Below are 17,275 nucleotides of genomic sequence, written 5' to 3'. Positions count from 1 at the left end.
CCAAGGAGCGGTTCACTAAACGGGGTCTATAATTGGTGCAAATCGTTCGGAACATAGATGATCTCCGCGAGGAGGTCTCAAAACTGAGGATAAGTGGGGCGCCGGTCGCGCTGGTCCCCACCATGGGGGCGCTTCATCGCGGCCATATCGCCCTGGTCGACGCCGCGCGCAGCCGGGGTTGCCAGGTGGTCGTGTCGATTTTCGTCAACCCCACCCAGTTCGGCCCGACCGAGGATCTCGACGCCTATCCGCGCCGCGAGGCGGCCGATGTGGCCCTGCTCGAAGCGGCCGGCGCGGCGCTGCTGTGGGCGCCCGACGTCGCCACCATGTATCCGCAGGGCTTCGCCACCAGCATCTCGGTCGGCGGGGTCAGCGAGCGCTGGGACGGCGCCGCCCGCCCGGGCCATTTCGCCGGGGTGGCGACCGTCGTCACCAAGCTGTTCGGGCAGGTGAAGCCCGACATCGCCCTGTTCGGCGAGAAGGATTTCCAGCAGCTGGCGGTGATCCGCCGCTTCGTCGCCGATCTCGACATCGCCATCGAGATCGTCGGCGTGCCGACCCAGCGCGAGGATGACGGCCTCGCCCTCTCTTCGCGCAATGCCTATCTCAGCCCCGAGGAGCGCGTCACCGCCCGCACCTTGCCCCGCGCGCTGGGCGAGGCGGCGGCGGCGATCGGCCGGGGCGGCGACGTCGCGGCCGCGCTGGCGGCGGCGACCGCCCGACTGGCCGAGGCGGGCTTCGACCCGATCGATTATGTCGCGCTGGTCGATGCGGCCAGCCTGGAGCCGATCGACCGGCTCGACGGCCAGGCCCGGCTGATCGCGGCCGCGAAGCTGGGCCGTACCCGGCTGATCGACAATCTGGCGGTCGAGGCTTCTTCCTGAGAAGCGCCCACGCCATCGCTCGAGATGCCAGCCTAGGCGGGAACCGGGTTCGCTAAAGAATATCCCCACCGTGCCGTTAACCCTGTCGGGAAATGGCGCGGTCGGCCAGCAGATGACCGCGCCGCTCCCGGGAAAACAGTGGAGCGAGACATGGGTCACAGTCTCAAGTCGCATCAATTCCTGACCGAAGCGCGCCTGCGGGACGCGATCTCGGGAGATATCGACGCCTGCTTCCAGCTCGGCGTCTCCTTTTCGGCGGGGGCCGACGGCTGCCCGCTCGATCTGGTCGCCGCGCACAAATGGTTCAACATCGCGGCGGTCGGCGGCAACATCCGCGCCGCCGAATGCCGCGCCGAAATCTCCGAGGAGATGACCGCGCGCGAGATCCTCGAGGCGCAGCGCCAGGCGCGCGCGATGCTGGGGTTCGGGAACCGCCTGGCCGCGTGATGCGGTTGCCCGTCGTCGGGCGGCCCTCAAACGCCGGGCGCCGGACATCCGTCCGGCTGGGCTTCCTCGCATGAGCTCGGGCGGCCGTTCGGCCTTGGGGGACATAAATGTCCCGACGCAGAGCTTATCGTCGGAGCCCGACAGGGCTCCGCAAGCGCGAACGCGCGCCCGAGCTTATGCGAGGATAGCCAAGGTCACGGATGTGACCGCCGGCGCCTGAGGCGATTCAAACGGAATCACTCCCCCTTCCGGAACGGGGTATAATCCTCCAGCCCCTCGATGTTCGCCTCGATCGCGCGGCGCTCATGCTCGAGATAGTCGGCCACCGCGCGGCGGAAGCCCGGGTGCGGGATGTAGTGCGCCGACCAGGTCGCGACCGGCTCATAGCCGCGCGCCAGCTTGTGCTCGCCCTGCGCGCCCGCCTCGACCCGGGCGAGGCCGCGCGCGATCGCGGCGTCGATCGCCTGATAATAGCAGAGTTCGAAATGGAGGAAGGGGACCTCCTCGATGCAGCCCCAATAGCGGCCGTAGAGCGTGTCGCCGCCGATCAGGTTGAGCGCGCCGGCGATCGGCTGGCCGTCGCGCATCGCCAGCATCAGCAGCACCTTGTCCGCCATCCGCTGCCCGAGCAGCGAGAAGAAGGCGCGGGTCAGATAGGGCCGGCCCCATTTGCGCGAGCCGGTGTCCTGGTAGAAATGCCAGAAGGCGTCCCAGTGGCGCTCCTCGATCGCCGCGCCGGTCAGGTGGACGATCTCCAGCCCCGCGACCGCCGAGGCGCGCTCCTTGCGGATCGCCTTGCGCTTGCGCGATGCGAGCGCGCCGAGGAAGTCGTCGAAGCTCGCATAGCCGCGATTGGTCCAGTGGAACTGGCGGTCGGTGCGGATCAGCCAGCCCGCCGCCTCGAACAGCGGGATCTGATCGGGCGCGACGAAGGTCGCGTGCGCCGAGGACAGGCCGTACTGTTCGACTAGCGCCTCGGCGGCGGCAATCAGCGCGGGGCCGAGGCTTTCGTCGCGCAGCAGCAGCCGAGGCCCCGGTACCGGGCTGAACGGCACCGCGATCTGCAGCTTGGGATAATAGTCGCCGCCGGCGCGCTGCCAGGCGTCGGCCCAGCCATGGTCGAAGACATATTCGCCCTGGCTGTGGCTCTTGGCATAAGCGGGCAGGATCGCGGCGGGGCGCCCGTCGGCGCCGTCGATGACGACCGGCACCGGCTGCCAGCCGGTGCGCGCGGTGGCGCTGCCCGATTCCTCCAGCGCCGCCAGGAAGTCGTGCGAGACGAACGGATTGCCGCCGCCCGCGCAGGCGTTCCACTCGTCCCGGTCGATGCTGCCCACCCCCTCCGCCGTCCGGGCGGTGACGGGCTCTACCATCCCGGTGCCTCGAAGATGATCTGGTCGGCGCAGTCGGCGGCGACCGCCTGTTGCTCGGCCGAGGCGACCGTCCAGGCCAGGATCGGGATGCCGCGCCGGCGCTGGCGCTGGGCGAAGCGGTTGGGCAGGTCGTTGATGTCGATCGCGAGGAATTCGGGCCGGGCGCGCCACATCGCCTTGATCTGCTCGGACCCCGCCTCCCTGGCGTAGACGCTGTCGTCGGACAGCATCAGCCCGCGCGTGATGCGGCTGCCATGCGAGGCGAACCAGCGCGGCACCTCGGGATGGAGCGACATCACCGCCGCCTCCCCGCGATAGCCTTCGATCGCGTGGCGGACGGCGACGCACAGCTGCGAGACATGGCCCTCGATCGTCTTGAGTTCGACCAGCACCGGGGCACGGCCGGCGACCAGGCCCAATATCTCCTTGAGCAGCGGGATATTCTCATCGCTGCCGCGCAGGCGGACCTCGGCGAGATGCTTGCCCGACAGGTGGCGGACCTGGCCGGGCTCTCCCGTCATCCGCTCGATCGTCGGGTCGGCGATGACATAGGCGAGCCCGTCGAGGCTGAACTGGACGTCGACCTTGACGCCATAGCCCATCGACACCGCCGCCTCGATCGCGGCGCGGCTGTTCTCGGGATGGCGACTGCCGTGAAGCCCCTTGTCGGCAAAGGGCGTGCGCGTCAGGAAGCCGACGCGCCGGGCGTCGGAGACCGGAAACCGCCAGCGATCAAAGAGGCCGAACAGCGACAATGGCATCGACCTCCACGGCCGCGCCCAGCGGCAGGACGGGAACGCCGACCGCGCTGCGCGCATGGCGGCCGGCGTCGCCGAACACCGCCTGCATCAGTTCCGACGCGCCGTTGGCGACCTTGGGCTGGTCGGTGAAGTCGGCGGTCGAGGAGATGAAGGCGCCGAGCCTGACGATGCGCTCGACCCGCGACAGATCGCCGCCCAGCGCCGCCTTGATCTGCGCGATCAGCATGACGCCGCAGCGCTTCGCCGCCTCGGTGCCGTCCTCCAGCGTCACGTCCTGGCCGAGCCGCCCGGTGATCAGGCTGCCATCGGTGCGGAAGGGGAGCTGGCCCGAGAGGTGGAGGAGTCCGTTCACCTCGACCGCCGGCACATAGGCGGCGACCGGGGCGGCGGGGGCGGGAAGCACGATCCCCAGTTCGGCGAGACGCGTGTCGATGCTCATGGCGTTTCTTTCCTGTAGTCCCCGCCGACCGTCAAGCGGGCTGTTAACGAAGATGAAGCGACCGCGCGGTCGCGCGCGTCACGCGAAGCGCGATACGATCCAGGGCAGCGCCTCGGCCCAGTCGTCGATCCGGGCATGGGCGTCGGGCGCGGCGGCGCGATGCCGGGCGATGCGCGGCTCGGCAACCATGTGCAGCCGCCACACCTCGGGGGCGTGCCGCGCGACCGAACCGTGATGCTGGGCCAGGTCGTCGACGAACACCGTCGCCGAGGGCCGATATTCTGCGACCAGGTCGGCGACCGGCCGGCCCTTGCCGCCCTGGTTGCACTGTACCCGGTGACGGATGCCGACCGCCTCGAGCTGCGCGACCCGGCCGGCGTGGAACTGGTCGGTCAGGTTGGTGAGGACGACGATGTCGGCCAGCTCGGCGATCGTCGCCAATGCGTGCTGGACGTGCGGGACCAGCGTCTGGCGGTGCATCTCGGTGGTGAAGAACGCGTCGAGCAGCGGGCCGATATGCTCCTCGGCGACCGTGCTGCTGTCGGCACGGCGGGTCAGCGCGGCCGAGAAATCGGGCCGCTCCATCGCGAAGTCGATGGCATGTTCCTGGTCCAGCCACTCGCCGAACGGGGTGACCATGTGGAGCAGCACCTCGTCGCAGTCGGTGATCAGCAGCGGCCGGCCGGTCCTCGCCCGAGAATTCACTGGAGCGCCTCCCGCGCGCGGATCAGGTCGGTGGGGGTCGCGCCGATCGCCTCGGCGCAGGTGACGAGATCGGGCTCGTGCGCCGACAGGAAGTCGAGCAGCGCGCCGAGGACCGCCGGATCGGACGCCCCGGCGCGCAGCGCGTCGGGGGTCAGCCCGGTCAGGTCGAGCAGGCGCTGGGCGCGCGACGGATCGCCCAGCGTCCAGACGAGCGCCTTCAGCCCCGTCACCAGCGGGGCTTCGTCGCTCGATCCACGCAATTTTGCGGGGTTTGTTTCCGAGGAGGGCATGACTTAGGCTCGAAGCTCGGTTAGATGTGGCTGCCGTGGCGAAAAAAGTCCTGATTGTCGAGGATAATGAGCTGAACCTCCGGCTCTTCCGCGATCTGCTCGAAGCGCATGGCGCCGAGGTCAGGACGGTCCGCGACGCGCGCGAGGCGCTCGACGCCATCCGCGTCTTCCTGCCCCATCTCGTGATCATGGACATCCAGCTGCCCCACATCAGCGGGGTCGAGCTGATTCGGATGATGAAGGCCGATTCGCTGCTCGAGGACATCCCGGTGATGGCGGTGACCGCCTATGCCGGCAAGGGCGACGAGAGCCGGGTGCGCGAGGCGGGGGCCGATTCCTATGTGTCGAAGCCGATCTCGGTGTCGCGCTTCGTGCTGGCGGTCGAGGATCTCGCGGGACCGCTCGGCGGGGGATTCGTCCGGGCGGGGTAGGGCGGGCGGGGTAGGGGTTTTTGTCTTAGCCCCCGGACGCCGGGCGCGGGCATCCGCCCCAGGGTCGCGGATGCGACCGCCGGCGCGTGAGGCCAACAGACAAACGAAAACACCCGCCGCGAACGGCGGGTGCTTGCGAAGCCTTCAGGCAAGCGGGCCGGGCGAACCGGCCGGCGGCTTACTTGATCTTGGCTTCCTTGAAGTCGACATGCTTGCGCACGACCGGGTCGTACTTGCGGAAGCTCAGCTTCTCGGTCTGGGTGCGCGGATTCTTCTTGGTGACGTAGAAGAACCCGGTGTCAGCGGTGCTGACGAGCTTGATCTTGACGGTGGTCGGCTTGGCCATGACCCGAAACCCTTAATCTCTGTCAAAAAATAAAGCGGCGTCGCGCGCCGCTGTTCGGATGGGGCCCATAAGGGCGGAAAGGCCCCCGAGTCAAGGATCGTGTCGGCGTCCATCGAAATTCGGCCCATGAAATCCGGCCTATGAAATCCGGCCCATGAGATCGGCCTCGGGAAATCCCGGATCGACGCCATGATCGAACGGATCGATTTGTCCTAGCGAGGATTTTCAGGCGACGTGTCCGCCACCTTTTGTCAAAGTGCTCGTTAGAGAGCCGAATCGAACGGGAGTATCTCATATCATGGCCAAGAAACCCAAAGCCGCACTGGCGACCCCGACCGACCTGACCAGCAACAGCGCCATGAGCGTTGCCGACGCGCTGAACGGCATCCTCGCCGACAGCTTCGCGCTCTACTTCAAGACGAAGAATTTCCACTGGCACGTGTCGGGCCCGCATTTCCGCGACTATCACCTGCTGATGGACGACCAGGCGGCGCAGATCCTCGCGACCACCGACGTGATCGCCGAGCGGGTGCGCAAGACCGGCAACGTCACGCTGCGCTCGGTCGGCGACATCGCCCGCCGCCAGTCGATCAAGGACAACGACGCCGATTTCGTCGCTGCGCAGGACATGCTGAAGGAACTGCGCGACGACAATCTCGCGCTCGTCGCCAAGCTGCGCGAGGCCAAGGAGATCGTCGACGCCGCCAAGGACAATGCGACCAGCGGCATCCTCGACGAGTGGACCGACCAGGCGGAGGAGCGCGCCTGGTTCCTGTTCGAGACCGCGCGGAACGCCTGATCTTCATCCCTCTATCGCGGGACGGGGAGGGGAAGACGGTTGACCGACCGTCTCCTCTCCCCTAACCGCACCTCGTCATCCGGGGAGTAGCCGGCCGTCCTTCGGGGCGGAGATCGCGTCAACATGCTTGGGGGAGACCCCATGGTGCGATCAAGCTCTTGAGCCTTGGCAAGACCGATGACACCGCACCTTCGTCCAGCCGGGCGGGGGGTGCCGGTGTCGTCCGTCAACTGCCAGCCCGGCCGGAACCTTGTCATGGACATCATCCTCGCCTCGACCCTGCTGGTCGCCTTCGCCGAGATCGGCGACAAGACGATGCTGCTCGCGATCATCCTCGCCTGCCGCTTCCGCGCGCCGGTGCCGATCATCCTCGGCATCTTCGCCGCCACCATCGTCAACCACGCGCTCGCGGCCTGGGCCGGCTCGGCGATCTCGGGCCTGCTCGACGGCTATTGGTTCCGCCTCGCGGTCGCGCTCGGCTTCCTCGCCATGGCGGCCTGGACGCTGGTGCCCGACAAGCTCGACGAGGACGAGGACGCCGGCAAGCCCGCGCGCTACGGCGTCTTCCTGACCACGGCGGTCGCCTTCTTCATGGCCGAAATGGGCGACAAGACCCAGATCGCCACTGTTGCGCTCGGCGCACGCTATCATTCGGTCGAGCTCGTCGCGCTCGGCACCACGCTCGGCATGATGATCGCCAACGTCCCCGCGGTCTTCCTGGGCGACCGGATCACCCGGATCGTACCGCTGAAGGTGATGCGGATCGCCGCGGCGATCATCTTCGCGATTCTCGGCGTGCTGGCGTTGCGCGAGCTGTTCTGATTCTCCCTCCGTCGTTCCGGAGACAGCGAATCGGTCCGATCCGTTGTCAGCCGGGCGGCGCTGCTCTAAGGCCCCCGGCGACATGACCGCGCAGATCATCATCGCCGTGCCGAAGGGCCGCATCCTCAAGGAAGTGCTGCCGCTGTTCGCCGCGCTCGGGATCACCCCCGAGCCGGCCTTCGGCGACGAGGACAGCCGGCTGCTGCGCTTCGCCACCAACCGGCCCGACATCGGCCTCATCCGCGTCCGCGCCTTCGACGTGGCGACCTTCGTCGCGCATGGTGCCGCGCAGCTCGGCATCGTCGGCTCGGACGTGCTGATGGAGTTCGACTATTCGGAGCTCTACGCGCCGGTCGACCTCAACATCGGCCATTGCCGCATCTCGGTCGCCGAGCCGGTGGCGATGGCCGAGGGGGACGATCCGCGCGAGTGGAGCCATGTCCGCGTCGCGACCAAATATCCCAACATCACCCGCCGCCATTTCGAGGCGCGCGGCGTCCAGGCCGAGTGCGTCAAGCTCAACGGCGCGATGGAGATCGCCCCGGTGCTGGGCCTGTCGAGCCGGATCGTCGATCTCGTGTCGACGGGCAGCACGCTGAAGGCCAACGGGCTGGCCGAGGTCGAGAAGATCGCCGACATCTCGTCGCGGCTGATCGTCAACCGCGCCGCGTTCAAGACCCGCGCGGGCGACATCGTGCCGCTGGTGGAGGGCTTCCGCCGCGCCGTGGAGAGCCGGGATGCCGCTTAGGCTCGACAGCCGCGATCCGGGCTTCCCCGCCGCCTTCGCCGCGCTGGTCGACGGCCGGCGCGAGGCCGACGAGGACGTCTCGCGCGACGTGCGCGCGATCGTCGCGGCGGTGCGCGACGGCGGCGACGCGGCGCTGGCCGACTATACGAGGCGTTTCGACCGCCACGATCTCGACGCCTCGGGCTGGCGGATCGAACGCGCCGAATGCGACGCCGCCCTCGCCGGGCTCGACCCGGGGCTGCGCGCCGCGCTCGACCTCGCCGCGACCCGCATCCGCGCCTATCATGCCGAGCAGCGCCCCGCCGACAGCCAGCGCACCGACGCCGCCGGCGTCCGCATGGGTGCGCGCTGGGGGGCGGTCGAGGCCGCCGGGCTCTATGTGCCGGGCGGCCGCGCGGCCTATCCCTCCTCGGTGCTGATGAACGCGATCCCCGCCAAGGTCGCCGGGGTCGACCGCCTCGTCATGGTGACGCCGACGCCCGACGGCATCGTCAACCCGCTCGTGCTGGCCGCCGCGGCGCTCGCGGGGGTCGACGAGGTCTGGCGGGTGGGCGGCGCGCAGGCGATCGCCGCGTTCGCCTACGGCACCGACCGGATTCGTCCGGTCGACGTGATCGTCGGCCCCGGCAACGCCTGGGTCGCAGAGGCGAAGCGCCAACTCTACGGCGTGGTCGGCATCGACATGGTCGCCGGCCCGTCCGAAATCGTCGTCGTCGCCGACAAGGACAATGATCCCGCCTGGATCGCCGCCGACCTGCTCAGCCAGGCCGAGCACGACCCGACCAGCCAGTCGATCCTGTTCACCGACGATGCGGCCTTCGCCGATGCCGTCGCGGCCGGGGTCGAGGCGCAGCTCGGCCGGCTCGCGACCGCGGCGACCGCGCGGGCGAGCTGGGAGGCGAACGGCGCGATCATCCTCGTCGCCGATCTCGACGAGGTGCCCGCGCTCAGCGACCGGCTCGCCCCCGAGCATCTCGAGCTGGCGGTCGCCGATCCGCAGGCGCTGTTCGACCGGGTCCGCCACGCCGGATCGGTCTTCCTCGGCCGCCACGCGCCCGAGGCGGTCGGCGACTATGTCGCGGGCCCCAACCATGTGCTGCCGACCGGCCGCCGGGCGCGCTTCGCCTCGGGCCTGTCGGTGCTCGACTTCATGAAGCGGACCAGCTTCATCGCGCTCGATGCGGCGGCGATCGCCGCGATCGGGCCGGCGGCGGTCGCGCTTGCCACGGCGGAAGGGCTGCCCGCGCATGCGGCGTCGGTCGCCGCCCGCTTGGAACCCCAGGAATCATGACCAGGAACAACGAACGCTCCCGCTCGCGCAGCACCGCCCGCCTCGCCGCCGCCCAGGCGCTCTACCAGCAGGAGATGGAGGGCACCGCGCTCCACCTGCTGCTCGACGAGTTCCACCAGCACCGGCTTGGCGCGACGATCGAGGACGTCGAATATGCGGCGGCCGAGGTCAGCTTCTTCGACGACCTGGTGAAGGGGGTCGATTCGCGGCGCGAGGAGATCGACGCCGCGATCGTCGCGCGGCTGGCGAGCGGGTGGACGCTCGAGCGGCTCGATCGCCCGATGCGGCAGATCCTGCGGGTCGGCGCCTATGAGCTGATCGCCCGGCCCGACGTGCCGACCGCGACGGTGATCAGCGAATATGTCGACGTCGCCGACGCCTTCTACGACAAGAAGGAGAAGGGTTTCGTCAACGGCGTGCTCGACGGCATCGCAAAAGCCGTGCGCGGGTAGGCCCGGCGCGGGTGACGGTCGACACCGCGATCCTCCACGATCCGCTGTTCTGGCTGCTGGGGATCCCGGCGGTCGTCCTGATGGGCCTCGGCAAGGGCGGCTTCATCGGTTTCGGCACCCTGGCCATGCCGATGATCGCGCTGGTGGTGCCGCCGGTCCAGGCCGCGGCCATCGTGCTGCCGCTGCTGATCGTCCAGGATGCGGTCGGCGTCTGGGCCTTCCGCCGTACCTGGGACAGGCATATCATGCTGGTGATGGTGCCCGCCGCCGCGGTCGGCATCCTGCTCGGCTATCTGTTCGCCGCCAGCCTGCCCGAGACCTGGATATTGCTGACGCTCGGCCTGATTTCGGTCCTATTCGGCGGGCAGCGGCTGTGGGTCGAGCGCGGCGGCAAGGTCGCGCCGAGCCAGGTGCTGCCCGACTGGGTGGGCCTGCTGTGCGGCGCCGCCTCGGGGCTGACCAGCCAGATCGCCCATGCCGGCGCCCCGCCATATCAGCTCTGGGTCTTCCCGCAGAAGCTGCCGCGCGACGTGCTGGTCGGCACCACCGCGATCTTCTTCGCGCTGATCAACTGGATGAAGGTGCCCGCTTATGTCGGCCTCGGCCAGTTCACCCCGGTCAACCTGCTCGCCTCGGCGGCGCTGCTGCCGGTGGCGATCGCCTCGACCTTCGCGGGGGTGCGGCTGGTCCGTCGCATCGATGCCGAGCGCTTCTATGTGATGGTCTACGGGCTGACCATGCTCGTCGGCATCAAGCTGACATGGGATGCGGTGAGCCGGCTGGTCGCATAGACGCCCGCCGAAGCGCCCGCTACGCCGCCTTCATCGCCCGTTGACGGCGGCGCTGGACCGACGATCCCAAGCCGATCGCCTCGCGATATTTGGCGACGGTGCGGCGGGCGAGGTCGAAGCCCTTGTCCTTGAGCAGTTCGACCAGCTTGTCGTCGGACAATATGTCGTCGCCCTCGGCGGCGATCAGCTTGGCGATCTGGCTCTTGACCGCCTCGGCCGAGACGGCGTCGCCGCCGTCGGCCGCGGCGACCCCGCTGGTGAAGAAATATTTCAGCTCGTGGAGCCCGCGCTCGCACATCAGATATTTGTTCGAGGTGACCCGGCTGACGGTCGATTCATGCATGCCGATCGCGTCGGCCACCGCCCTCAGGGTCAGCGGGCGGAGATGCTCGACGCCATGGAGGAAGAAGGCCTCCTGCTGCTTGACGATCTCGCGCGCGACCCGGACGATCGTCCGCGCCCGCTGGTCGAGCGCCTTCACCAGCCAGTTGGCCGAGGCGAGGCAGTCGCCAAGCCAGGCCTTGCCGCCCTTGTCCTGCGGCCCGCCCGACAGCTCGGCATAATAGGCACGGTTGACGATCAGGCGCGGCAGCGTCGCCGCATTGAGCTCGATCGCCCAGCCCTCGGCGGTGCGGCGGATGAAGATGTCGGGCGCGACCGGCGCCGCCGGCTCGCCGCCGAAGCGCAGGCCGGGCTTGGGGTCATAGCCGCGCAACTCGCGGATCATGTCCGCCATGTCCTCCTCGTCGACCCCGCACAGCCGGCGCAGCTGCGGGATCGCGCCGCGCGCCAGCAGGTCGAGATTGTCGATCAGCTTGGCCATCGCGGGATCGTAGCGATCGGCCTCCTTCGCCTGGAGCGCGATGCATTCGGCCAGCGAGCGGGCACCGACCCCGGTGGGGTCGAGCGACTGGATCGCCGTCAGCACCCGTTCGACATGGAAGAGCGGCACGTCGAGCGCCTGGGCGATTTCGAGGGTCTGCCCGGTAAAATAGCCGGCGTCGTCGATCAGGTCGATGATCCGCGCGGCGATGGCCAGTTCGAACCCCTCGAGGATCTCGCCCGCCTGCGCGGTCAGATGGTCGTGGAGCGACAGCGTCGCGGTGGCATAGTCGTCGAGGTTGCGCCCCTCGCCCGATCCGTCGCCGCCGCCGCCGTCGAGCCCCGGCCCCTCGGGACCGCGCAGGCTGTCGGCGGCGCTGTCATGATGGAAGGTCTCGGCGTCATAGTCGACGTCGAGCGGGGCATCGGCGGCCGCGTCTCCCGTCTCGATCAGCCGGTCGGCGGTCGGCCCGTCTCCCCCGAGATCGTCGCCATCGAAGCCGTCGCCGCCGAAGCTCTCCTCATCGAACGGTTCGTCGGCGGCCGGTGCCTCGTCGCGGTCGCCCGCCTCGCCGGCGCCGCCCTCGAGCAGCGGGTTCTTCTCGATCTCCTCGGCGATGAAGGCCTCGACCTCGAGGTTCGACAGCGCCAGCAGCTTGATCGCCTGCTGGAGCTGCGGCGTCATCACCAGCGACTGGCTCTGCCGGAGATCGAGGCGTGGACCGAGTGCCATGGCTAGGCGGCCAACCATCCCCCGCCATCATGCGGAGCGCGGTTCAGCATGACGGCTGAGGAAAGACTGTGGATGGGAGCGCTTCGCCGCATCGCGCTCAGAGCGAGAAGCCCTCGCCCAGGTAGAGCCGCCGCACGTTCGGATCGGCGACCAGTGCCTCGGGGCTGCCCTGGAACAGCACCTTGCCGTCGTAGATGATGCAGGCGCGGTCGACGATGTCGAGCGTCTCGCGGACATTATGGTCGGTGATCAGCACGCCGATGTCGCGGCGCTTGAGGTCGCGGACCAGTTCGCGGATGTCGGAGATCGAGATCGGATCGATGCCGGCGAACGGCTCGTCGAGCAGCATGATCGACGGGTCGGCGGCCAGCGCACGGGCGATCTCGCAGCGCCGGCGCTCGCCGCCCGACAGCGCCATCGCCGCCGAGTCGCGCAGGTGGGCTAGGTGGAATTCGCCGAGCAGGGCATCGAGCCGCTGAATGCGCTGGGCCTTGTCGGGCTCGACCAGCTCGAGCACCGCCATGATGTTCTGGCTGACCGTCAGGCCGCGAAAGATCGAGGTCTCCTGCGGCAGATAGCCGAGGCCCAGGATGGCGCGGCGGTACATGGGCAGGGTGGTGATGTCGTCGCCGTCGAGCAGGATCCGGCCCGCATCCGGGCGGACCAGGCCCATCACCGAATAGAAGCAGGTCGTCTTGCCCGCGCCGTTCGGGCCGAGCAGGCCAACGACCTCGCCGCGTGCGACGTCGAGCGAGATGTCGGTCAGCACCTGCCGCTTGTCGTAGGTCTTGGCGATCGACACGACCGAAAGGCCGCGCACGGTACCGGTGCCTTCGGGGCCGGCGGGGCGTTCGAGCAGGGCGGTGTCGTTCATGGCAGGGTTCCGGGGCGGTCCGTTTGTCGGCAGTGATTAGCGAATGCGGCCACCCATGGAAACTGGCAAGCTTCGTGCATGGCCTTTTTGGGGCCGGCAAGTTGCTCAAATGAGACGGTCGGTGGCGAGCGGGCCGGAGCGGGGCCGGGCCTGGACGCGACCGGGGCCCGGCTCAGTTCTTGCTGGGGCCCTTCTGGTCGCGCGGCGGCGGCGTGAAGCGCCCGGTGACGCGGCCGCCGCCCGATCCGCCGCCATCGAGCGAGGCGGCTCCGCTGTTGAGGTTGAGCACCAGCCGGTTGCCGCGCGTCTCGCCCTTGCCGGCGCGCGTGATCACGACATTGCCGATCATCGTCACCAACCGGGTGCGCAGATCGTAGATCGCATATTGCGAATTGGCATTCTCGGTCGAGGTGGTGAGGACCACGCCGCCCGACGCATCCATCCGGGTCACCTCGGTCTGGGCCGCCGAGGTATAGGCGATGGTCAGACGGGCCGAGCGCAGCCGCATGTCGCCCTGCTTGACGTCGACATTGCCGGTCAGCACCGCGCGGTCGGCGCGGTCCTGCAGCTCGATCCGGTCGGCGGCGAAATCGACCGGCGCGTTCGAATCATGCTTCTTCAGCGAATCGACGGTCTGCGCGCCGGCGAAGGCCGCGCTCCCGGCCAGGAGCGCGATCAACAAAGATTTCGGCAGCGATTTCACCAGCACCCGACGCCTCATCACGCCTAACCTCCGACCTTCGCGCCGACTCTCGCCCCGGTCCGGGGCGTGGGCGCTGCCTTGGCCTGTCGCTGATCGATATGCAAGCGGGCTCGGCCTTCGAGCACGACGACCCGCTTGTTCAGATCGGCGGTGAAGCGGTCGCTGGAGAAGGTGCCGACGTTCATCCGGCCGTCGACCGGCCCGTCGCTCGCGACCATGCGGGTCTTGAGGTCGATGCCGACGTCGCGGGTCTGGATATTGTAGCCGTCGGCCGAGCGGAGATGGACGGGGCCGTCGATCGCCACCTTCTCGCTGTCCATGTCGTAGCGGCCGCGATTGGCGACGATCCGCGCCGGCCCCTCGGGCAGCTGGATCTCGGCGGCCAGCTTCTGCAACCGTACCACGGGATCGCTCGAGGTGGCCTGGACCGCGGAGCCCGCGGTCAGGTTGAATGGCTGGCCCTTCGAATCCTGCCCGCGATAGACCGCCGTCGTCACCCGCATCCGTTCGCGCGCGACCTCGACCCGGTCCTTCGACAGGACGAAGCTGATGTCGCGGCCGACGGTCAGCGGCGCGAGCGCGAGCAATATGACCAGCACGCCGATGGCGATCGGCAGGACGATCCGCAGGATGGCGATCAGCCGGTCGTGGCTGCTGCCGCTGGCGGCCCAGAGCTGGCGTTCGCTGCGGACGCGATCGGCGAGTTCCGACATGCCGTCTCCTTATGCCATTCCCGGAGGGACGGGAATGCCTCCCATGCCCGGCCTTTCCACGCCATATCCACGGTCGCGCGGATGACGGGACGAAGCGGCGTCCCCCGCCTCACACATGCGCGAAGATGTCGATCTCCGGCCAGCCCGCCAGGTCGAGCTCGGCCCGCGCGGGGAGGAAGTCGAAGCAGGCCTGCGCCAGCGCGGTGCGACCTTCGCGGGCCAGCCGCTCGTCGAGGATCGTCCGCATCGCGTGGAGATAGCGGACGTCGGAGGCGGCATAGTCCTTCTGCGCCTCGGACAGGTCGGGTGCGCCCCAGTCGGAAGATTGCTGCTGCTTCGACACTTCCTGGCCGAGCAGCTCGCGGACCAGTTCCTTCAGCCCATGCCGGTCGGTATAGGTGCGGATCAACCGCGACGCCGTCTTCGTGCAATAGGCCGGGGCGGCCATCACCCCGATATAATGCTTGATCGCGGCGAGGTCGAAGCGCGCGAAATGGTAGAGCTTCAGACGGCCGGGGTCGGCGAGCACCGCGCGCAGGTTCGGCGCGGCATAGTCGCTGCCCGGCGCGAACCGGACGAGATGTTCGTCGCCGCGTCCGTCGGAGATCTGGACCAGGCAGAGCCGGTCGCGCGGGGTGATCAGCCCCATCGTCTCGGTATCGACCGCGACCGGGCCGGGGCCCAGCGCGTCGGCGGGCAGGTCTTCCTGATGGAGATGGACTGTCATCGCGCCGCCATAAGGCCCGGCGGGACACAGGGCAAATCATATCCCTCGCCCCGCCGGTGGAGCAGGATCACCCCGCCTTCCTGCGCCGGGCGTTGCGCTGGACCATGTTGAGCGCCTCCACCGCGGCCGAGAAGGCCATGGCGGCGTAGATATAGCCCTTCGGCACATGGACGCCGAAGCCCTCGGCGATCAGGGTCATGCCGATCATGAACAGGAAGGCGAGCGCGAGCATTACGATCGTCGGGTTGCGCTCGATGAAGCGCGAAAGCGGACCCGCCGCGGTCATCATCGCCGCGACCGCCGCGATCACCGCGACGAACATGATCGGGACATGGTCGGTCATTCCGACCGCGGTGATGATCGAGTCGATCGAGAAGACCAGGTCGAGCAGGATGATCTGGACGATCGCCGCGCCGAAGCCGAGCCCCGCCTTCTTCGCGTCGAACATGTCGCCCTCGGCGTCGTGGTCGACGCTGTGGTGGATTTCCTTGGTCGCCTTCCAGACGAGGAACAGGCCGCCCGTGATCAGGATGATGTCGCGCCAGGACAGCGGCTGGCCGAACAGGTCGAGGATCGGCCGGGTCAGTGTGACGATGAAGGCGATCAGGCTGAGCAGGACGAGGCGCAGGCCGAGCGCCATGGCGATACCGATCGTCCGGGCGCGGGGCCGCTGCGCTTCGGGCAACCGGTTGGTCAGGATCGAAATGAAGATGAGATTGTCGATGCCGAGCACGACCTCCATCGTCACGAGCGCGGCGAGCGCCGCCCAGTTGGCGGGATCGGCGAAGATGGCGACGATGTCGGTCATACTGTCCTTCTTGGTTCTTCGGCCCCACCGGCCATCGCGTTCCAGCCACGTTTCCATCGCGGCAGCGGCCGCGAATCGGGAGCGGGCTTCGAAGACGCTAGCCGCGAATCGGCGCCGTGCAGACCATCGCGGCGTCAGAAAACACGGTAACATGTTCATTCTAGCGGCGGATTCTACCAGATCGACGTGTTCATCAGCGGTACAGGACCATGAAAGCGCTCGCTCGACGGCGATATTTGCTTTATGTCTTGTGTTTGGCGCGTCTGATTTGCGTGCCGGAAGGATGATGGACCCACGCCCGGTACCGCGTCCTTTCGATGCTTGGGGCGAGATTCGGGAAGAACTGCAAGGCATGGGTTTCGATAGAGGGAAGCGCGGTCCGCGCGGCGGCGGCAGGGACAAGCGCGACGGCTTCGGTGACGAAAGTTACGGCGGCTATAGTGGCGGCGGCTTCGGTGGTGGCGGCGATCGTTTCGGCGGTGGCGGCGGCTACGGCGGCGGTGGCGGCGGTGATCGCTTCGGTGGTGGCGGCGGCGGCGGTTACGGCGGCGGCGGCGATCGCTTCGGCGGTGGCGGCGGCGGCGGCGGTTTCCGTGGCGGCGGCGGTGGCGGCGGCTTCGGCGGCGGTGGCGGTCGCGGCGGCATGCCCGCCCAGGTGATCGGCGAAGGCAAGGGCATCGTCAAATTCTTCAACGGCCAGAAGGGCTTCGGCTTCATCGTTCGTGACGATGGCGGCGAGGACGTGTTCGTGCACATCTCGGCGGTCGAGCAGGCGGGCCTCACCGGCCTGGCCGAAGGCCAGCCGCTCGAGTTCACGCTCGTCGATCGCGGCGGCCGCGTTTCGGCAACCGACCTGAAGATCGAGGGCGAACCGCTCCCGGTCGAGGATCGCGGTCCGCGTCCGGCGGCAGCCGGCCCGGGCGGCGCCGCCGGCGGCCCCTCGCGGCAGCTCACCGGCGAGAAGGCCAGCGGCACGGTCAAGTTCTTCAACGCGATGAAGGGCTTCGGCTTCATCCAGCGCGACGACGGACAGCCCGATGCCTTCGTGCACATTTCGGCGGTTGAACGCGCCGGCATGACCAACCTCAACGAAGGCGACCGGCTCGAGTTCGAGCTGGAGGTCGATCGTCGCGGCAAGTATGCCGCGGTGAACCTGACCCCGCTCAGCTGATCGGGTCACTTCGCTGAACGAAAGGCCCGGCTTCCCTTGGGGAGGCCGGGCTTTTTCTTGTTCGAGCGGTCGGATTTTTCCGGAGCGCGACCAGCCTCTTGTCCGTCACTCCGGCAAAGACTGGCATGACGATCCCGGACGAGGT

At 68.6% G+C, this 17,275-nt stretch carries 22 protein-coding genes and 1 riboswitch; of the genes, 10 read left to right on the top strand and 12 right to left on the bottom strand.

Annotated features, from left to right (window positions below):
* Positions 1 to 35: 35 nt before the first annotated feature.
* Together panC and ASE22_RS16940 are read left to right on the top strand one after the other, a co-directional pair.
* Complete coding sequence (gene panC, locus ASE22_RS16945; protein WP_056362575.1) at positions 36 to 884, top strand: pantoate--beta-alanine ligase; 849 nt, start codon at positions 36 to 38, stop codon at positions 882 to 884.
* A gap of 150 nt (positions 885 to 1,034) precedes the next feature.
* The gene (locus tag ASE22_RS16940) at positions 1,035 to 1,331 is read left to right on the top strand and encodes a hypothetical protein (RefSeq protein WP_056362198.1); all 297 of its coding nucleotides are present in this window, start codon (positions 1,035 to 1,037) and stop codon (positions 1,329 to 1,331) included.
* A gap of 236 nt (positions 1,332 to 1,567) precedes the next feature.
* Here the strand turns inward: ASE22_RS16940 and ASE22_RS16935 are convergent, their stop codons facing one another.
* From ASE22_RS16935 to ASE22_RS16915, 5 genes are all read right to left on the bottom strand, one after another.
* On the bottom strand, positions 1,568 to 2,704 hold the full coding sequence (locus ASE22_RS16935; RefSeq protein WP_056362196.1) for a GNAT family N-acetyltransferase: 1,137 nt from the start codon (positions 2,702 to 2,704) through the stop codon (positions 1,568 to 1,570).
* Complete coding sequence (locus ASE22_RS16930; RefSeq protein WP_235536438.1) at positions 2,698 to 3,465, bottom strand: glycerophosphodiester phosphodiesterase family protein; 768 nt, start codon at positions 3,463 to 3,465, stop codon at positions 2,698 to 2,700. The genes ASE22_RS16935 and ASE22_RS16930 overlap by 7 nt, the downstream gene beginning before the upstream one ends.
* Positions 3,437 to 3,904 (bottom strand): RidA family protein, encoded by a 468-nt coding sequence (locus tag ASE22_RS16925; protein ID WP_056362189.1) that lies wholly within the window; start codon positions 3,902 to 3,904, stop codon positions 3,437 to 3,439. Before ASE22_RS16925 ends, ASE22_RS16930 begins: the two co-directional genes overlap by 29 nt.
* A gap of 78 nt (positions 3,905 to 3,982) precedes the next feature.
* Positions 3,983 to 4,543, bottom strand: a complete 561-nt coding sequence (locus ASE22_RS16920; protein ID WP_056362573.1) for a hypothetical protein — start codon at positions 4,541 to 4,543, stop codon at positions 3,983 to 3,985.
* Between the two features lie 62 nt (positions 4,544 to 4,605).
* A complete protein-coding gene (locus ASE22_RS16915; protein WP_235536439.1) occupies positions 4,606 to 4,839 on the bottom strand; it encodes a DUF3572 domain-containing protein in 234 nt (77 codons plus the stop codon).
* 95 nt (positions 4,840 to 4,934) lie between these two features.
* Here ASE22_RS16915 and ASE22_RS16910 point away from each other — a divergent pair, with 95 nt between their 5' ends.
* Complete coding sequence (locus ASE22_RS16910) at positions 4,935 to 5,330, top strand: response regulator (protein ID WP_200933103.1); 396 nt, start codon at positions 4,935 to 4,937, stop codon at positions 5,328 to 5,330.
* A 178-nt stretch (positions 5,331 to 5,508) separates the two neighbouring features.
* Here the strand turns inward: ASE22_RS16910 and rpmG are convergent, their stop codons facing one another.
* Complete coding sequence (gene rpmG, locus ASE22_RS16905; RefSeq protein WP_010125625.1) at positions 5,509 to 5,676, bottom strand: 50S ribosomal protein L33; 168 nt, start codon at positions 5,674 to 5,676, stop codon at positions 5,509 to 5,511.
* 298 nt (positions 5,677 to 5,974) lie between these two features.
* Between rpmG and ASE22_RS16900 the strand changes: the two genes are divergently transcribed.
* The 6 genes from ASE22_RS16900 (at position 5,975) to ASE22_RS16875 (ending at position 10,579) form a co-directional block, all read left to right on the top strand.
* A complete protein-coding gene (locus tag ASE22_RS16900; RefSeq protein WP_056362181.1) occupies positions 5,975 to 6,475 on the top strand; it encodes a Dps family protein in 501 nt (166 codons plus the stop codon).
* Between the two features lie 68 nt (positions 6,476 to 6,543).
* A riboswitch (yybP-ykoY riboswitch) is annotated at positions 6,544 to 6,714 on the top strand.
* Positions 6,715 to 6,730: 16 nt separating this feature from the next.
* Positions 6,731 to 7,297 (top strand): TMEM165/GDT1 family protein, encoded by a 567-nt coding sequence (locus tag ASE22_RS16895; protein WP_056362571.1) that lies wholly within the window; start codon positions 6,731 to 6,733, stop codon positions 7,295 to 7,297.
* Between the two features lie 82 nt (positions 7,298 to 7,379).
* Positions 7,380 to 8,045, top strand: coding sequence for an ATP phosphoribosyltransferase (gene hisG / locus ASE22_RS16890; protein ID WP_056362178.1), 666 nt, complete (start codon positions 7,380 to 7,382; stop codon positions 8,043 to 8,045).
* Positions 8,035 to 9,336 (top strand): histidinol dehydrogenase, encoded by a 1,302-nt coding sequence (gene hisD / locus ASE22_RS16885; RefSeq protein WP_056362174.1) that lies wholly within the window; start codon positions 8,035 to 8,037, stop codon positions 9,334 to 9,336. Before hisG ends, hisD begins: the two co-directional genes overlap by 11 nt.
* The gene (gene nusB / locus ASE22_RS16880; protein WP_056362171.1) at positions 9,333 to 9,788 is read left to right on the top strand and encodes a transcription antitermination factor NusB; all 456 of its coding nucleotides are present in this window, start codon (positions 9,333 to 9,335) and stop codon (positions 9,786 to 9,788) included. The genes hisD and nusB overlap by 4 nt, the downstream gene beginning before the upstream one ends.
* A gap of 11 nt (positions 9,789 to 9,799) precedes the next feature.
* Positions 9,800 to 10,579: a sulfite exporter TauE/SafE family protein gene (locus tag ASE22_RS16875; protein ID WP_082545346.1), complete on the top strand. Its 780-nt coding sequence runs from the start codon at positions 9,800 to 9,802 to the stop codon at positions 10,577 to 10,579.
* 19 nt (positions 10,580 to 10,598) lie between these two features.
* Here the strand turns inward: ASE22_RS16875 and rpoN are convergent, their stop codons facing one another.
* From rpoN to ASE22_RS16845, 6 genes are all read right to left on the bottom strand, one after another.
* The gene (gene rpoN / locus ASE22_RS16870) at positions 10,599 to 12,134 is read right to left on the bottom strand and encodes an RNA polymerase factor sigma-54 (protein ID WP_056362168.1); all 1,536 of its coding nucleotides are present in this window, start codon (positions 12,132 to 12,134) and stop codon (positions 10,599 to 10,601) included.
* Positions 12,135 to 12,231: 97 nt separating this feature from the next.
* The gene (lptB, locus tag ASE22_RS16865; protein ID WP_056362165.1) at positions 12,232 to 13,008 is read right to left on the bottom strand and encodes an LPS export ABC transporter ATP-binding protein; all 777 of its coding nucleotides are present in this window, start codon (positions 13,006 to 13,008) and stop codon (positions 12,232 to 12,234) included.
* 172 nt (positions 13,009 to 13,180) lie between these two features.
* Positions 13,181 to 13,729, bottom strand: coding sequence for an LptA/OstA family protein (locus ASE22_RS16860; protein ID WP_056362163.1), 549 nt, complete (start codon positions 13,727 to 13,729; stop codon positions 13,181 to 13,183).
* Positions 13,730 to 13,734: 5 nt separating this feature from the next.
* Positions 13,735 to 14,424 carry an LPS export ABC transporter periplasmic protein LptC gene (gene lptC / locus ASE22_RS16855; RefSeq protein WP_056362160.1) on the bottom strand — a complete coding sequence of 230 codons (690 nt, stop codon included), beginning with the start codon at positions 14,422 to 14,424 and terminating at the stop codon, positions 13,735 to 13,737.
* Positions 14,425 to 14,533: 109 nt separating this feature from the next.
* Positions 14,534 to 15,151 (bottom strand): ribonuclease D, encoded by a 618-nt coding sequence (locus ASE22_RS16850; protein WP_056362156.1) that lies wholly within the window; start codon positions 15,149 to 15,151, stop codon positions 14,534 to 14,536.
* A 67-nt stretch (positions 15,152 to 15,218) separates the two neighbouring features.
* On the bottom strand, positions 15,219 to 15,959 hold the full coding sequence (locus ASE22_RS16845; protein WP_056362565.1) for a TerC family protein: 741 nt from the start codon (positions 15,957 to 15,959) through the stop codon (positions 15,219 to 15,221).
* Between the two features lie 352 nt (positions 15,960 to 16,311).
* Here ASE22_RS16845 and ASE22_RS27925 point away from each other — a divergent pair, with 352 nt between their 5' ends.
* Positions 16,312 to 17,130: a cold-shock protein gene (locus ASE22_RS27925; protein ID WP_056362152.1), complete on the top strand. Its 819-nt coding sequence runs from the start codon at positions 16,312 to 16,314 to the stop codon at positions 17,128 to 17,130.
* Positions 17,131 to 17,275: the final 145 nt, after the last annotated feature.

Source organism: Sphingomonas sp. Root720 (assembly GCF_001428605.1).
Classification (GTDB): domain Bacteria; phylum Pseudomonadota; class Alphaproteobacteria; order Sphingomonadales; family Sphingomonadaceae; genus Rhizorhabdus.
Note: the sequence above shows the minus strand (reverse complement) of the source record. Positions and strands in the feature narration are given on the sequence as shown.

What these genes read in the sequence shown, in the direction of transcription:
- ASE22_RS16940 (WP_056362198.1), top strand. Translation starts at nt 1,035, where the DNA reads ATGGGTCACAGTCTCAAGTCGCATCAATTCCTGACCGAAGCGCGCCTG.
- ASE22_RS16935 (WP_056362196.1), bottom strand. Translation starts at nt 2,704, where the DNA reads ATGGTAGAGCCCGTCACCGCCCGGACGGCGGAGGGGGTGGGCAGCATC.
- ASE22_RS16930 (WP_235536438.1), bottom strand. Translation starts at nt 3,465, where the DNA reads ATGCCATTGTCGCTGTTCGGCCTCTTTGATCGCTGGCGGTTTCCGGTC.
- ASE22_RS16925 (WP_056362189.1), bottom strand. Translation starts at nt 3,904, where the DNA reads ATGAGCATCGACACGCGTCTCGCCGAACTGGGGATCGTGCTTCCCGCC.
- ASE22_RS16920 (WP_056362573.1), bottom strand. Translation starts at nt 4,543, where the DNA reads ATGGTCACCCCGTTCGGCGAGTGGCTGGACCAGGAACATGCCATCGAC.
- rpmG (WP_010125625.1), bottom strand. Translation starts at nt 5,676, where the DNA reads ATGGCCAAGCCGACCACCGTCAAGATCAAGCTCGTCAGCACCGCTGAC.
- ASE22_RS16900 (WP_056362181.1), top strand. Translation starts at nt 5,975, where the DNA reads ATGGCCAAGAAACCCAAAGCCGCACTGGCGACCCCGACCGACCTGACC.
- ASE22_RS16895 (WP_056362571.1), top strand. Translation starts at nt 6,731, where the DNA reads ATGGACATCATCCTCGCCTCGACCCTGCTGGTCGCCTTCGCCGAGATC.
- hisG (WP_056362178.1), top strand. Translation starts at nt 7,380, where the DNA reads ATGACCGCGCAGATCATCATCGCCGTGCCGAAGGGCCGCATCCTCAAG.
- hisD (WP_056362174.1), top strand. Translation starts at nt 8,035, where the DNA reads ATGCCGCTTAGGCTCGACAGCCGCGATCCGGGCTTCCCCGCCGCCTTC.
- nusB (WP_056362171.1), top strand. Translation starts at nt 9,333, where the DNA reads ATGACCAGGAACAACGAACGCTCCCGCTCGCGCAGCACCGCCCGCCTC.
- rpoN (WP_056362168.1), bottom strand. Translation starts at nt 12,134, where the DNA reads ATGGCACTCGGTCCACGCCTCGATCTCCGGCAGAGCCAGTCGCTGGTG.
- lptB (WP_056362165.1), bottom strand. Translation starts at nt 13,008, where the DNA reads ATGAACGACACCGCCCTGCTCGAACGCCCCGCCGGCCCCGAAGGCACC.
- ASE22_RS16860 (WP_056362163.1), bottom strand. Translation starts at nt 13,729, where the DNA reads ATGAGGCGTCGGGTGCTGGTGAAATCGCTGCCGAAATCTTTGTTGATC.
- lptC (WP_056362160.1), bottom strand. Translation starts at nt 14,424, where the DNA reads ATGTCGGAACTCGCCGATCGCGTCCGCAGCGAACGCCAGCTCTGGGCC.
- ASE22_RS16850 (WP_056362156.1), bottom strand. Translation starts at nt 15,151, where the DNA reads ATGACAGTCCATCTCCATCAGGAAGACCTGCCCGCCGACGCGCTGGGC.
- ASE22_RS16845 (WP_056362565.1), bottom strand. Translation starts at nt 15,959, where the DNA reads ATGACCGACATCGTCGCCATCTTCGCCGATCCCGCCAACTGGGCGGCG.
- ASE22_RS27925 (WP_056362152.1), top strand. Translation starts at nt 16,312, where the DNA reads ATGGGTTTCGATAGAGGGAAGCGCGGTCCGCGCGGCGGCGGCAGGGAC.